This window comes from Millisia brevis NBRC 105863 (assembly GCF_001552615.1).
In the GTDB taxonomy this organism is placed as follows: Bacteria; Actinomycetota; Actinomycetes; order Mycobacteriales; family Mycobacteriaceae; genus Millisia; species Millisia brevis.
In genome coordinates, this window is record NZ_BCRN01000002.1 from 17,352 (window position 1) to 31,150 (window position 13,799).

13 protein-coding genes and 1 pseudogene are annotated in these 13,799 nt (G+C 68.0%); 4 read left to right on the plus strand and 10 right to left on the minus strand.

Translation table 11 applies throughout. The features are described from left to right. The first annotated feature begins 19 nt into the window (after positions 1–19). Complete coding sequence (gene arsD / locus MB1_RS02870; RefSeq protein WP_064063745.1) at positions 20–412, plus strand: arsenite efflux transporter metallochaperone ArsD; 393 nt, start codon at positions 20–22, stop codon at positions 410–412. 57 nt (positions 413–469) lie between these two features. Continuing rightward, positions 470–2,266 carry an arsenical pump-driving ATPase gene (gene arsA, locus MB1_RS02875; protein ID WP_066903559.1) on the plus strand — a complete coding sequence of 599 codons (1,797 nt, stop codon included), beginning with the start codon at positions 470–472 and terminating at the stop codon, positions 2,264–2,266. Positions 2,267–2,336: 70 nt separating this feature from the next. On the opposite strand, the gene MB1_RS02880 is transcribed toward arsA, so the two are convergent. From MB1_RS02880 to MB1_RS02910, 7 genes are all read right to left on the minus strand, one after another. Further along, positions 2,337–2,684, minus strand: coding sequence for a DUF3703 domain-containing protein (locus MB1_RS02880; RefSeq protein WP_054720545.1), 348 nt, complete (start codon positions 2,682–2,684; stop codon positions 2,337–2,339). A gap of 10 nt (positions 2,685–2,694) precedes the next feature. Next, the gene (locus MB1_RS02885) at positions 2,695–4,659 is read right to left on the minus strand and encodes a heavy metal translocating P-type ATPase (protein ID WP_066903561.1); all 1,965 of its coding nucleotides are present in this window, start codon (positions 4,657–4,659) and stop codon (positions 2,695–2,697) included. Further along, complete coding sequence (locus MB1_RS02890) at positions 4,656–5,027, minus strand: ArsR/SmtB family transcription factor (protein ID WP_054720048.1); 372 nt, start codon at positions 5,025–5,027, stop codon at positions 4,656–4,658. Before MB1_RS02890 ends, MB1_RS02885 begins: the two co-directional genes overlap by 4 nt. 148 nt (positions 5,028–5,175) lie before the next feature. Continuing rightward, the gene (locus MB1_RS24835; RefSeq protein WP_072738915.1) at positions 5,176–6,042 is read right to left on the minus strand and encodes a TniQ family protein; all 867 of its coding nucleotides are present in this window, start codon (positions 6,040–6,042) and stop codon (positions 5,176–5,178) included. 46 nt (positions 6,043–6,088) lie between these two features. Then, on the minus strand, positions 6,089–7,153 hold the full coding sequence (locus tag MB1_RS02900; protein WP_059384188.1) for an ATP-binding protein: 1,065 nt from the start codon (positions 7,151–7,153) through the stop codon (positions 6,089–6,091). Continuing rightward, positions 7,150–9,204, minus strand: a complete 2,055-nt coding sequence (locus MB1_RS02905; RefSeq protein WP_172506154.1) for a TnsB C-terminal domain-containing protein — start codon at positions 9,202–9,204, stop codon at positions 7,150–7,152. Before MB1_RS02905 ends, MB1_RS02900 begins: the two co-directional genes overlap by 4 nt. Continuing rightward, positions 9,201–9,833, minus strand: a complete 633-nt coding sequence (locus tag MB1_RS02910; protein ID WP_206037694.1) for a TnsA-like heteromeric transposase endonuclease subunit — start codon at positions 9,831–9,833, stop codon at positions 9,201–9,203. Before MB1_RS02910 ends, MB1_RS02905 begins: the two co-directional genes overlap by 4 nt. 179 nt (positions 9,834–10,012) lie before the next feature. Between MB1_RS02910 and MB1_RS26445 the strand changes: the two are divergent. Both MB1_RS26445 and MB1_RS02915 read left to right on the plus strand, forming a co-directional pair. Further along, positions 10,013–10,096 (plus strand): annotated as a pseudogene (locus tag MB1_RS26445) (organic hydroperoxide resistance protein); the annotation flags it as partial. 322 nt (positions 10,097–10,418) lie between these two features. Then, positions 10,419–10,892: a hypothetical protein gene (locus MB1_RS02915; protein ID WP_066903565.1), complete on the plus strand. Its 474-nt coding sequence runs from the start codon at positions 10,419–10,421 to the stop codon at positions 10,890–10,892. A gap of 99 nt (positions 10,893–10,991) precedes the next feature. On the opposite strand, the gene mshC is transcribed toward MB1_RS02915, so the two are convergent. From mshC to MB1_RS02930, 3 genes are read right to left on the minus strand one after another with little or no spacing between them, the layout of a single operon-like run. Further along, complete coding sequence (gene mshC / locus MB1_RS02920) at positions 10,992–12,266, minus strand: cysteine--1-D-myo-inosityl 2-amino-2-deoxy-alpha-D-glucopyranoside ligase (RefSeq protein WP_066904112.1); 1,275 nt, start codon at positions 12,264–12,266, stop codon at positions 10,992–10,994. A gap of 17 nt (positions 12,267–12,283) precedes the next feature. After that, a complete protein-coding gene (locus tag MB1_RS02925) occupies positions 12,284–13,198 on the minus strand; it encodes an SCO1664 family protein (RefSeq protein ID WP_084350735.1) in 915 nt (304 codons plus the stop codon). After that, on the minus strand, positions 13,170–13,784 hold the full coding sequence (locus MB1_RS02930; protein WP_066903567.1) for a DUF3090 domain-containing protein: 615 nt from the start codon (positions 13,782–13,784) through the stop codon (positions 13,170–13,172). Before MB1_RS02930 ends, MB1_RS02925 begins: the two co-directional genes overlap by 29 nt. Between the last annotated feature and the right edge of the window lie 15 nt (positions 13,785–13,799).

The window sequence follows — 13,799 nt, forward strand, 5'->3', positions numbered from 1 at the left end:
GAAGGAATACCTGATACCTATGAGCACCATCGCAGTCTTCGAACCGGCCCTGTGCTGCAACACCGGCGTGTGCGGCGAGGACCTCGACCAGAACCTGGTCACCTTCACCGCCGACATGGCCGCGCTGACCGAGCAGGGCGCCGCCATCACCCGCCACAACCTGGCCAACGACCCGCTCGCGTTCGCCCACAACGAGACCGTCAAGAAATTCCTCGAACTCGCCGGATCGGACGGGCTGCCGCTCGTGCTCGTCGACGACGTCACCGTCGCTACCGGGCGCTACCCGACCCGCACCGAGCTCGCCACCTGGGCCGGCCTCGAGGTACCCGCGCCGCCGTCCGGGGTGACGATGCTCGGGCTCGCCGACGACAGCGACTCCTGCTGCACCCCGGGCGAGTCCACCTGCTGCTGACCATGTAGATCCGTATCCCGCCCGCCGATACCCGTCCGACGAGGAGTACCTGTTTTCATGGCTGCCGCCGACCTCACGTTCCTGACCGACCCGCCCCGGTTCGTGTTCTTCACCGGTAAAGGTGGGGTCGGTAAGACCTCCATCGCGTGCGCGTCGGCGGTGCGCCTGGCCCGGGCCGGAAAGAAGGTGCTGCTCGTCTCGACCGACCCCGCCTCCAATGTCGGGCAGGTCTTCGGTCTGAGCATCGGCAACACGATCACCGAGGTCCCCGCGGTGCCGGGGCTCTGCGCGCTCGAGATCGACCCCGAGGAGGCCGCCGCCGCCTACCGCGAACGGATCGTCGGCCCTGTCCGCGGACTGCTCCCGGAGGCGGAGATCGCCTCGATCACCGAACAGCTGTCCGGCTCGTGCACCACCGAAGTCGCCTCGTTCGACGAATTCACCTCGCTGCTTACCGATCCCGACGGCCGGGTCGCCGGGTTCGATCACGTGCTGTTCGACACCGCCCCCACCGGCCATACCATCCGGCTGCTGCAACTGCCCGGTAACTGGACCGAATTCCTCGACCACGGCAAGGGCGACGCGTCCTGCCTCGGACCGCTGGCCGGGCTCGACAAGCAGAAAGCCATGTACGCCGGCGCGGTCGAGGCGTTGTCAGACCCCGGCCGCACCCGCCTGGTGCTCGTGGCACGCGCGAACCGCGCCGCTCTGGCCGAGATCGCCCGCACCCACAGCGAACTCGCCGCGATCGGCATGACGAGACAGCATGTGGTCGTCAACGGCGTGCTGCCCGACCCGGCCGACGACACCGACCCGCTGGCTACCGCCGTGTACCAGCGTGAACAGGCCGCACTGGCGGGTCGCGGCGCCGCGATCGCCGCGCTGCCCACCGATCTGGTGGAACTCAAGCCGGTCAACATGGTCGGCCTCGACGCTTTGAGCACCCTGTTCGACACCACCACCACCACCACGGCAATGACCACCGGGACCGATCCGGGGCTTGCCGCGGTCGCCGAGGCCCCGTTAGCGGATCTGGTCGATGCGATCGAGGCCGACGGGCCCGGACTGGTGATGTGCATGGGCAAAGGCGGGGTCGGCAAAACCACTGTTGCCGCCGCGATCGCGGTGGCCCTGGCCTGCCGTGGCCACGATGTGCATCTGACCACCACCGACCCCGCCGCGCATCTGACCGAGACTCTCGCCGGGGAGCTCGATCACCTCGAGGTGTCCCGCATCGACCCTCATGAGGCGAGCGAGACCTACCGAGACCAGGTGCTGGCTACCAAGGGCGCCGGGCTCGATGAGGCCGGCCGCGCCACTCTCGCCGAGGACCTGCTCTCCCCGTGCACCGAGGAGGTCGCGGTGTTCCAGGCCTTTTCGAAGGTGATTCACGAATCACGCCGCAAGTTCGTCGTCGTCGATACCGCCCCCACCGGGCATACCCTGCTGTTGCTCGATGCGACCGGGTCGTATCACCGGGAGATCGCCCGGCAGATGGGCGATGGCGGGCGCTTCACCACCCCGCTGATGCGGCTGCAGGACCCGGCGCAGACCAAGATTGTGCTGGTCACTCTTGCCGAGACCACCCCGGTGCTCGAGGCGGCCGGTTTGCAGGATGATCTGCGGCGCGCTGGTATCGAGCCGTGGGGGTGGGTGGTCAACAATTCCCTGGCCGCGGCGGCGCCCACCGCGCCGCTGCTGCGGCAGCGAGCGGTTGCCGAACTCGAGCAGATCGACACGGTCCGGGACGAACTCGCCAATCGGTGTGCGGTGATTCCGCTGGCCGTCAGCGAACCGGTCGGAATCACCGCGTTGGGACAGCTGGCCGAACGGCATCCGGCACCGGTGCGTTGATCCGCCAGCACCGGGCCGGGTCGTCCACTCATGTCGTTCGTGTGAGACATGCCTGAAGCCACGATTCGGATCACGCTGTGCCAGTGAGGACGTCGGTCAGATCGGCGGGAATCGGCATGGGGGTCATCAACCCTGCAGCGACGCGGCCGGTGTTGCCTTCGGGGTAACCCCCGAGCGCGGAACCGGGGGCAGCAACCATGATCCGGATGATCTGCCCAAGGGCTTCGCGACGGTCGCGTTGACGCACCGCGAGACCGAGCATGGCGAGGTGATTGCGAGTGTGCGGCCACGGGTAGGGCTGCGACAGGATGTGCGCGCGTTCGAGATGGGTCCACCGCTCGGCTGCAGTGTGAGTGTGTCGAGCGGCGGTCATCTCCGCGGCATACCAGGCTCGGACAGTTGCAGGCATTGGACTCATGGAAGGCCCTTCAGGAAGAAAAGGATTCTCGTACCCCAGGATTCGACGCAGGTGCCGCCGATCCGGAGATTGTCAGGGGGCGAGCGCGTCCGGCGCGGACCCCGTTGGCGATCACGATGATCTCGGCGACCTCGTGAACCAGGACAACCGCCGCCAGGCCGAGTACCCCGAACAGCGCCAGCGGCATCAGGACGGTGATGATCGCCAGCGAGAGGCCGACGTTCTGCAACATGATCGTCCGTGACCGCCGGGCATGCTGCAGGGCTTGCGGCAGGTGCCGCAGGTCCTCACCCATCAAAGCGACGTCGGCGGTCTCGATGGCCACGTCGGTGCCCATCGCGCCCATCGCGATACCCAGGTCGGCGGTCGCCAAGGCGGGGGCGTCGTTGACGCCGTCGCCGACCATCGCCGTCGGCCGCGTCTTGCGGAGGGTGTGCACGATGCGGGCCTTGTCCTCCGGACGCAGGTCCGCGTGCACCTCGTCGATACCGACGTCGGCGGCCAACGCGCGTGCGGTGCGCTCGTTGTCGCCGGTGAGCATCGCCACGGTGTAACCGTCGCGGCGTAGCCCAGCAACCACGTCGCGGGCCTCGGGGCGCAGTTCGTCGCGCACCGAGATCGCCCCGATCAGGGTGCCGCCGCGTTCGATGAGCACCGCGGTGGCTCCGGCGTGCTGCATCCGCTCGATATCGGCGGCGAGGGGGCCGGGGTCGATCCACCCCGGCCGGCCCAGACGGGCGGGGGTGCCGTCGAGGTGTCCGGTCAGTCCGGCGCCGGGGACCGCGTCGACGTCCTCGGCTGGTGTGTAGTCGTCGACGGCGGCGAGGATCGCTGTGGCGAGGGGGTGTTCGCTGCGGGCCTCGAGTGCGGCGGCGACGTTCATGACGTCGGCGCGGGTGGCGTCGCCGGTGGTGGCGACGTCGATGACCTCGGGTCGGTTGCGGGTCAGGGTGCCGGTCTTGTCCAGCGCGACGGTGCGGATACGGCCCAACGCTTCGAGGGCGGCCCCGCCCTTGACCAGGACGCCGAGCTTGGAGGCGGCGCCGATCGCGGCGACCACGGTCACCGGGATCGCGATGGCCAGCGCACACGGGGACGCGGCGACCAGCACGACGAGGGCGCGTTCGATCCACACCAGCGGATCACCGAATACGCTGCCGATCGCGGCGATCAACGCCGCGGCAACCATCACTCCCGGCACCAGGGGCTTGGCGATCTTGTCGGCCAGACGCTGGGCCTCGCCCTTGCGGGATTGCTCGGCCTCCACGATTTTCACGATCTTGGCCAGCGAGTTGTCCTGCGCGCCGGCGGTGACCTCGACCTCGAGCACGCCGGTGCCGTTGATCGACCCGGCGAACACCTCGGAGCCCAGTCCGGCCTCGACCGGCACCGATTCCCCGGTGATCGCGGAGGTGTCCAGGGCGGTGCGCCCGGTGCGGATGGTGCCGTCGGTGGCGAGCCGCTCCCCGGGTTTGACGATCATGATCTCCCCGAGCCCCAACTCCGCGGGGGCGACGGTCTGTTCACGGCCGCCGCGCAGGACGGTGGCAGTGTCCGGCACCAGATTCAGCAGGGCGCGCAGGCCCCGTCGGGTGCGAGTGACCGCGTACTCTTCGAGACCCTCACTGATGGCGAACAGGAACGCGAGCATCGCGGCTTCGCCGACCTCGCCGAGCAGCACGGCGCCGACGGCAGCGATCGTCATCAGGGTCCCGACCCCGATCTTGCCGCGGGCCAGCCGCTTGAGGGTCGAGGGGACGAAGGTGTAGCCGGCGACGACCAGCGCCACCGCCTCGAAGCCCGTCCCGAGAGCGTCGGGCCCACCGGTGACGCGGACGATCAGGGCCGCAATCAGCAGGACACCCGCGGCGGCGGCCGCCCGGATCTCGGTGACCTGCCACCACTTGTCGGGCTCCTGGTCGTCTTCGCCCTCGACGCGGGGTTCGTCGGGGCCGCATCCGCAGGCGTCGCTCATGCCGTCACTCCCGTGTCGGTGTCGGTGCCGTAGTTCGGGCACAGCGCGACGGCGTTGCCCGTGGCGGCCAGGAGGGTTTCGGCCGAGGCCAGCAGGTCGAGCAGTTCCAGTCGGGCCAGCGAGTAGAACACCTGCCGGCCCTGCGGGCGGCCTTGCACCAGGCCGCAGTCCCGCAGGCATGCCACGTGCGCCGACACTGTCGATTGCGCCAATCCCAGCTCGCCGACCAGGTCCGCTACTCGGGATTCCCCGGCGGCGAGGCGGCGCACGATGGCCAGGCGGGTGCCGTCGGAGAGACTGTGGAACAACGCTGCTGCAGAGTCGAGACTTTCACCGAAGCAGGTCGTCGCTCGCTCATTCATCGTCATAAAACGATGATATTGAGGAAACATGATTAATCAAGCGGAGGGAGCGGGACAACGCGCGTTCTACTCCGCCAGTGCGGACTCCGACAACGGTCGCGAATGATGACGGCTGGCGGATTCTCGGACCGGCTCGTCACGACTCAAGGGACGTTCACAGACTGGCCGGCTGGCTCCCAGCCTGGAACGGCCAACGGGTCGCATGCCAGTTCTGCCTCGCGGGAGGATCGCCTTGCTCAGACTGTCCAGGCCGGTCGCCAGGTCCTCGCACGGGAGAGCCGATCGTGTCGACGAATCGACGGCACAGCTCGTCGAGCACCTCGGTGATGGGCATGTCGGTGGTGCCGTAGCGCAACTGTCGGCTCGGCTGAAGGTCGGCGAGGGCAGCGAACTCGATCAGATTCTGCTGGGCATGACACAGCTTCGCCGGTGCAGCGAGGACAGCAGCGTCACGCAGGTCGTATCGGCAGAACGGTCTCACACGCCCCGGGCGTTGCGGTTCGCGAGCATGGCGCTGCGGGCACTGCCACGGCGGGGCCAGAGCGCTCATCCACGCCGTTCCTGTCCACGGCACCTGACCGCAGCCTTCGCATGTCGACTGCAGATACACCTGGTGGCGTACACAGAGCGGCAGCAGCGGATTGGCCCAGCCTGCATGCCACCACGGATCGGGTTCGGCCAGGCATCGGGCACAGAAACGCGATCCTCCCCGGTCGGGCCGAATGTGGCGGTGGTGCACCAGGTACCGTGCCGCGGCGGCATCGATCGGCCGGCCCCACAGGGCGGCGCGCAGGTCACCGGCAGGGACACCGAGGTGAGCGGCGATCCACCGAGCGTGCAGGCTCAGGTGCTCGAGAACGAGGTGATATCCGGTCGGGCTCCGCGGCACACGGAGCTCGCGCAAAATCTGGATCGGGGTCAGTTGGTAGCGACAGCCGACGCGCATCAGCCAGCCCGGCAGATACTCGGCGGGATGTAGTTGCACGGTGATCGGCCACCGGTCGACTCTTATCGTGGCCATAGTGGTTCCCCAACCACTGAGCCGGCCAGGGCGGGACCAGCCGGTATCAGCCGGTGCGGGCGGCGGATTCGCTGGCATTGTCGACGGTCGCGGTCGTAATCAACTCAGCAGTGACGGCTTCGACGCCGGTGACGATCGCGAGATACGAGATCCGGTCGAGCAGATTCGTCAACGACGCGATCCGCCCCTGGGTGCGGCGGTGCAGCAGCCGAGCATGCTCGCACAGCATCCCGTCATGGCTGCCGGCGAGGGTGAGGTGTTCTTCGGCGGTGCGCAGCAGCGCGAGCCAGCCGCGCATCCCGGTGTCGGTGTCGATGCTGAACGGGGCAACCGGGCAGCGGGTGGCGCGGCGGCTGGTCTGGGCGTAGACGGTGTGCTCGCCGAGCAGGCCTTCGTCGAAGAAGCGTTTGGCGGTCAGATTCACCCCGACGTAAATGAAGGTAGCGGCCATGTCGTTGGCCAAACCCTTGAGATGGTTCGATACCTCCAGGCCGTTGCGGTGCCGGAAGTCGACGAAGTGCAGATCGTCGAGCACGATCAACCGGGTACCGCAGGAGGTGACACAGTCCACCGCCAAGGCCCCGAGTTTCGAGGTGGAGGCACGGTCCACGGCCGGATGGCCGTAGAACCGCAGGATCTGCTGATTGAGGCCTTTGAGGGTGACCCCGGCGCTGAGCGGGATGAACGCCACCGGCCACCGTTGATGCCCCTCCACGGTGAGGGGTCCGTCGCGGCGCAGAACTCGCCGGTGGACGTCGCGGGCATAGCGGGTGGCGATGGTGGTCTTGCCGAGGCCGGGTTCGGCGTCGATGACCACCGAGCCGCGCAGCTTGTCGCCGTCCCGATACGCCGAGGCCATCACCTGATCGCAGATCCCGTAGGCGGCGGCGAGTTGGCTGGTCTTGATCGTCGGCAGGTTCGCGTTCCACACCATCCGGGCTTCGTTGTAGTCCTCGAGCTCCTCCTGCGACAGTCGGGACATCGCGGTGCGGGAGAGGACCTCGAACGGTTCACGCGGTGGGGCGGTGACGAAGGCGTGCCAGCCCTGTTTGCGGGAGAGCTGGTAGCGGACAGTGCCATACGTTGCCAGCCAGGTGGCCCAGGGGTTCATTCGTCGAACACCTCGAACACGTCTTCGTCGGGATGCTCCGCGTAGTACCGGTCGAATACGTCGACGTCGTCGACCACCTCCAACCGTTGAGTTCGACTGGTGGCGAGTTCGTCGAGCAGCTCGGCGACGCCCGGCACGGACGCAGTGTCGCGTTCGTCGTCGATACCGGACTGCTGTCCTTCGGTTTCCGGATGCGGGCGGTGGGCACTGAGTCGGCGGGCCAGGGCGCGGTCGCGGCGTGTCGCGACGTCGTCTCGGCTCCACGCGAGCAGCAGATCCCGTACCGCGGCGGCGGGATCGAAGTGGCGATGCTCGCGCACGGCGATGCGTTTGGCGTAGTCGGCGGCGTCCCTGCTGAACGGCTGGTTCAGGCAAGCGCCGTGCTCCCACACCAACTGATGCCAACGGTGGCTGTCCGGGTCCTGGAACCAGGCGTGCCGGATGTCGTGATTGTCGACGAAGATCGGCCACTTGCCGGCGTGCACACCGCCATACGGCGAACGGGTGGTGCGATACAAGGTGAGCCCGGATCCGTCGTAACGCAGTCCGTCGACCTCGACGCCGTAGTGCTGGATCGTACGCCAACGCACATCGAGGAACTCATACGCCAGATCCGGATTCGCCGGCAACAGCAGACCACCCGATTTGGCGACCCCGATCTCGAACATCTCGCTCGGCGAAAACCCCACCCGCGGCAGTTCCGGCACGCACAGCCCGTCATGTCGGGTGTGGTGATAGACCCGGCCCACCCATTCCCGGATGATCTGCTCGAGTTCGCTGGCGTAGTAGAACGCGGCGTCTTCGACGTCTTTGCCCCGTGAGTACACGTCCGGGCCCTTGTAGGCGGGCAGGTGCTGTAGCAGTGATTCGCGCAGGGTGCGGAAGAAGCGTTCGACGGTGGGTTTGTCGGTGGGCTTGTGCGGGATCGCCGGCTGAACGGTGATACCCAGTCGGGCGCAGACTCCGATCACATGAGAGGACAGGTACTGCTTGCCGTGATCGACGACGATCGCCTCGGGCAGACATGCCGGTAGATCCCCGACGCGTCGCTGGGAGATCCCGTCCGGGGACTCGGTGCCGACGAGCAGGTTTCGCGGCACCCCGTGATACGGCCAGAGTTGATCCGCAGTCGGGTCGGTGTCGCGGGCGGGAGTGATGCACTGGTACAGCACATTCGCCACGTCCTGGGACCGCGTCGATAGCGGTGTCAGGCGCAGTCCGAGGATGCAGCGGGTGAACAGGTCCATCGCCACGGTCAACTCCACCCCAACCCAGCGCATGGTGACCGGTTCCATCGCGAACACATCCAGCGCGGTGGTATCGAGCACCACGTACTCCCCCGGACGGGTCGCGCGCAGTCGGCCGAGGACACCGCGGGGCCGGTCCGCCACCGACCGCCGGCCTTTCGCGCTACCGAACGCGTGCCGCCCCTTCGACAATGTCTTCACCCGCCGGTATGCCGTGCTCAGGGAGGGCAACGGCACCATGCCCGGCCCGAATTCTGCTTCCAGGTCCTTGGCAACGGCATCGATGACCGCGCCGATCGTCGGGGTCGAGACGGTGACGTACCTATCGAGCACCCGCACACATGCTGCGTCCCACCGGTGATCGACACTGGTGGCGTAGCGGCTACGGATCCGACTGTCCGTGAGTCCGGCAACTCCTGCCGCGCGGTATCCGGCGATCCAGCGGTACAGGGTGCGCACAGAGACGTGAAGTTCCGCCGCTCTGGTGGCCAACACCGATTCGAGTTCGGCGCCGGAGGTCGCAACCTCGGTCAGGATGCCGCGGACGTGTTCGGCTCGTGTTTCCAGTTCCTGAATCTGGGTTGCGGTCAGCGAGGAGAGCACTACGGCAGCAGGGTCAGCGGAGGCGGTGTCGTCCGGCGGTGAGATCGCTGTTCCCCGTGCCGCGATCTCGGTGACCGCGACACGCTGCATCCGCTCTCCGGACCGGAGGGTGACATCGTGTCCCTGCAGCGCCACGACTTCCCATGAGCAGCCGTCGAGCCAGACCTTGATTCCTGCACGTAGTTCGACGATGTTGGTCACGGCGTGCTCCTTACACCGGACACCTGCGACTGTCCGGACAGCGGCACCGTCAGGTCCACCGACCACAGACCGGACCACAGCTTCGCCAGCACCGCGATTCGCGAGCCGGGCCTGTTCACCGATGCGGCGAGGTCGTCGAGGGTCATCCCGGGCACTGCGACGCTGTCGAGTGCCCTCATCACCGCGGGGTCGATCCACTCGCTACGACGAGCGCCCCCGAGGATTCGGAGGTTCGCCAGCACTACTGGGTTTGCACCGGTCCACACTTCATACGACCAGCCCCGACTCGAACACAGTCGTTCGGTCCAGGCGAACACCTGCGCAACTGCGTCGCGACGGGCGAACTCGGCGGGTTTGACGTCGACGACCGTGAATCCGCCGTCTGTGCGTTGGAGCAGCAGATCGGGCGCATGCCGACGCATGGTCTTCCCGTCCGGGCCGCACAGCCACATCGGCTGTGCGGCGATCCGCACCACTTCCGGTGCGTAGTCCGCCAGCCACAACCGGTCCAGTTCGAGTCGGCTCTCGTAGAGGACGTGGCCACGGTTGGTGGCCGACCAGAACATCCCGGAATAGTGGCGCTGATGGGGGTGACTGCGGACTTTCCGTACCGGCAGGCCCAGGATCATCCGATAGGGATCTGCCGCAGCGAGGGTCGTCGCGACAGGATCACCTGATTCCTGCACGTACCTGACCTCAACCTCGCTGGTCCGGGGCACTTTTTCAGGGTCCCGCTACTGACACGAATTTGAGAAACCGACACGCCGCTGACAGGCGACTGACATGAAATTGAGAAACTGACACCGAATCCGAGAACCTACACCAGGTATGTCCGTACTCGAACGCCACCCGCGGCAATATCGACGTCACGGTCACCGTCGCCGACGACTGACCCGCGGACGCCGGATCGGGTCGGCTCCCCGCCGACGACGAGCGGTCCCGTTCGAAAACGAAGGGTCCGGACAGGTAGCGGGGCGGCTGTATGTCCGAAATGCACGTATTCGGCTACGCCGGCCACCCGACCGCGGTGATCGCACACTGATCTCGGATGCGCTTCCGATCGCGCATCTCGGGCCGCCGGGACGGCAGCGGATGTCATCGGGTGGTCACCCGATGTCGCCCGACGACCCGACGCCCGTGGCGGACCGTCGACCGCACCCGAGGGGTCGACGGGACGTCACGCGGCGTACGAGGCTCGACACCTGGGATCAGCCATGACATCACTCGCGAAATCCGCCGCCGCTGCCGCCTCCCTGGGCGCAGCACTTCTTCTCACCACACCCGCCACCGCCGGCGCGGTCGTCCAGAACGGCACCGCCACTCTGACGGCCGATGGCAACAACATCCGGGCCGACTTCACCGGGGTCAACACCTCCAGCGGTGCGGTACCGCAGTGCTGGATCCAGCAGATGACACCGTTCTTCGCCGAGAGCGACAAGGTGTTCGTCAACCCACTGGGGGCGGTGACCATCAACTGGGGTCGCACCAACGGAACGTTCTCGATGCAGGCGGTCTGCACCGACCCCGGCGGTCCCGGGGGCAATATCCGCGTCGTCGCTCCGCCGCGCGATATCACCCTGCCCACCGGCGCCGCGCCGGGAGGGACCACCCCCGCGCCGGCGGAACCCGGTGCGACGAAGCCGTTCTGGTGTGCCCTCGGCATCCCGACCGGTAGCGCCGGCTGCTGACGCAGCACCCGTCCGATCGAACAACGGACCCGCACGGTCGCCTCGACCGTGCGGGTTCCTTGTCGTTCGAGAATTCCCGCTCGAATGAGCGAAGAACGATCAGGCGGGCAGGACGCCGAGCAGCGCGTCGACCGCCTCGCCCATCCGACGCGGAGCCTCGGCATCGGGTCCGCCGGCCGCCAGGGCGTGGCGAGCCCAGGCGTCGACGGTGTCGAGGGCCGCAGGGGTGTCGAGATCGTCGGCGAGGTGTCGGCGCAGCCGCTCGATCGCCTCGTCGGCCGGTTGCGCGGACGGCAACGCGAACGCGGCGCGCCACAGCGCCAGCCGTTCGATCGCCTGCTCGAGAAGTGTGTCGGTCCATTCGCGGTTGGACCGGTAGTGGTCGGCGTAGAGCGCCAACCGAATCGCCGCGGGATCGACACCGCGGGCGGTCAATTGCGAGACCAGGACCAGATTGCCCAGGCTCTTGGACATCTTGGTGCCCTGGTAGCCGATCATGCCGGCGTGCACATAGTGCCGAGCGAAACGTCCACCGTCACTCGACGACTCGGCCGCCTCGGCGTGCGCGGCGGAGAACTCGTGATGCGGGAAGATCAGGTCCGAGCCACCACCCTGGATGTCGAACCCGAAGCCGAGCCGGTTGACCGCCATCGCCGAACACTCGATATGCCAGCCCGGCCTGCCGGCGCCGAAGGGGGCGGGCCAGGACGGCTCGCCCTCGCGGTGCGCCCGCCACAGCAGGGCGTCGAGCGGATCGCGCTTGCCCGGCCGGTCCGGGTCGCCGCCGCGCTCGGCGAAGAGGGTGTCCATCGTCGCCCGGTCGAAGCCGGATTCGTAGCCGAACTGCTCGGTGGCGTCGTACCGGTAGTAGACGTCCGGATACGCCGGATCGTCCACCACATAGGCCGCGCCGCCGGCGAGGAGCTTCTCGATGACCGCGACCACCTCGTCGATCGCATCGGTCGCCCCGACGTACTCGGCCGGCGGAACCACGCGCAGCGCCTCCATATCCGACCGGAACAGGTCGGTCTGCTGGTCGCCGAGGGTGCGCCAGTCGACGCCGTCGCGTTCGGCGCGCTCGAAGAGCGGATCGTCCACATCGGTGACGTTCTGCACGTAGGTCACCCGATGGCCCGCGTCACGCAGCACCCGGTTGATCACGTCGAACGTGACGTAGGTCGCCGCATGGCCGAGATGGGTGGCGTCGTACGGGGTGATGCCGCAGACGTACATGCCGGCGTCCGGGCCCGCCGCCACCGGGCGCACGGCGCGATCGGCACTGTCGTACAAGCGAAGTGCCGCCCCCGAGTCGACCGTCGCGGACTCCCCGGAGCGGGCGACGGTGGGGATTTCGACTTCGGACCAGGAGCGCATGGAATCCAATGTAGCGGTCAGAAGGCCGGCCACGGGATCGGCCGAGAGCTCGGTGGCAGCGGCATGACCGGCGTCTCCACCAGTTCCGAGGCCCGCATCCACAGGGCGGCGACCTCCGCCTCGGTGAGGTACTCGTCCAATTCCTCGCCGAGGCCGTTGTCGATCCGGTCCACCAGCCGTCGGATGTCCGCGACGGTCTCCGGGTCGATCGGGGTGCCGGCCCAGCCCCACAGGACCGTCCGCAGCTTGTTTCGGCTGTGCAGGGTCACCCCGTGATCGATGCCGAAGATCCGGCCGCTCGCATCCCGAAGGACGTGCCCGCCCTTGCGATCCGCGTTGTTGATCAGCACGTCGAAGACGGCCATCCGACGCAGTTCCGGCAGGTCGGCATGTACCAGAACGATAGGTCGGTCGTGCTGGTCCACAGCCTCCAGAATTGGAATCCAGCCGGCCGGAATCTCGCCGGCCGGGCACAGGTCGACCGGGTCGAGCTTCGGGCCCCCGGCATCGTCGGTGTCAGCAGTGTCGGCGGGGTCATCGGCGTCGTCGGGGGCGGCGGGGTCCTCGAGGTCGTCGGTGTCGATCCACCGCTGGACCATCCCCGGCCCGACCGGCCCGTCCCGCAGGATCGTCGGCGGCACGATCCCCCACCCCAGGGCCTCCGAGATGCGGTAGGCGGCGACTTCGCGTCCGGCCAGGGTGCCGTCGGGGAAATCCCACAGCGGCGCCTCGCCGCGCACCGGCTTGTAGACCGCCCGCAGCCCGTCACCACCGTCGACCTCGCACAGCAACGTGACATTGCTCGCGGTGTTCAGCCGTCCCAACGGGCGCAGCACACCGGACGCCAGCGCGGTGGGGATGTGCTCGCCGCCCGTGGGGTCGGGGGTACCGGACGCGAACGCCTCACTCACCGGCGTCGTCGTCGGGCTCATCGTCGGAATCGGATTCGAACGCGAAGGCGACCGCATCGCGTCGATATCCGTTCAAGCGGATGCACATATGCCCCTCGGGGGCGAGCGGTTCCCCGCACAGCGGGCAGGCGCGCCGGCCGGCGGCGACCACACGTTCGCTGCGGGTGGCGAATTCGCGGGCCTGAGCCGGTGTGAGGAAGACTCGCATGGCGTCGGGGCCCTCGTCGCCGTCGGCGAGGACGACCGATTCGTCGACCTCGGTTTCGGAGACCGCCAACAGTTCGACCACGACCGCCTGCGCGTCGGCATCCCACCCGAGGCCCATCGTGCCGACCCGGAATTCCGCGTCGATCGGCGCGACCAAGGGATCGGTATCGCCGACCTCCGGGCTCTGCGGCGGCACGTCGGTGCCGAACCGCCGGGCCACCTCGTCGAGCAGCTGATCGACGCGGTCGGCCAGGACCTGGACCTGCTGCTTTTCCAGGACGACGCTGATCACCCGGGCCCGGTGCACCGCCTGCAGATAGAACTCCCGATCCCCCGGTTCACCTACCGTCCCGGCCACGAAACGGTCGGGTGAGCGGAAGACATGTATGGCGCGGGCCACCTCGCACCTCCGAAC

Coding starts and splice junctions, on each gene's coding strand:
- MB1_RS02915 (WP_066903565.1), top strand. CDS start 10,419: ATGACATCACTCGCGAAATCCGCCGCCGCTGCCGCCTCCCTGGGCGCA.
- MB1_RS02925 (WP_084350735.1), bottom strand. CDS start 13,198: ATGAGCCCGACGACGACGCCGGTGAGTGAGGCGTTCGCGTCCGGTACC.
- MB1_RS02900 (WP_059384188.1), bottom strand. CDS start 7,153: ATGAACCCCTGGGCCACCTGGCTGGCAACGTATGGCACTGTCCGCTAC.
- MB1_RS02880 (WP_054720545.1), bottom strand. CDS start 2,684: ATGAGTCCAATGCCTGCAACTGTCCGAGCCTGGTATGCCGCGGAGATG.
- MB1_RS02885 (WP_066903561.1), bottom strand. CDS start 4,659: ATGAGCGACGCCTGCGGATGCGGCCCCGACGAACCCCGCGTCGAGGGC.
- arsD (WP_064063745.1), top strand. CDS start 20: ATGAGCACCATCGCAGTCTTCGAACCGGCCCTGTGCTGCAACACCGGC.
- MB1_RS02890 (WP_054720048.1), bottom strand. CDS start 5,027: ATGACGATGAATGAGCGAGCGACGACCTGCTTCGGTGAAAGTCTCGAC.
- mshC (WP_066904112.1), bottom strand. CDS start 12,266: ATGCGCTCCTGGTCCGAAGTCGAAATCCCCACCGTCGCCCGCTCCGGG.
- arsA (WP_066903559.1), top strand. CDS start 470: ATGGCTGCCGCCGACCTCACGTTCCTGACCGACCCGCCCCGGTTCGTG.
- MB1_RS02910 (WP_206037694.1), bottom strand. CDS start 9,833: ATGATCCTGGGCCTGCCGGTACGGAAAGTCCGCAGTCACCCCCATCAG.
- MB1_RS24835 (WP_072738915.1), bottom strand. CDS start 6,042: ATGGCCACGATAAGAGTCGACCGGTGGCCGATCACCGTGCAACTACAT.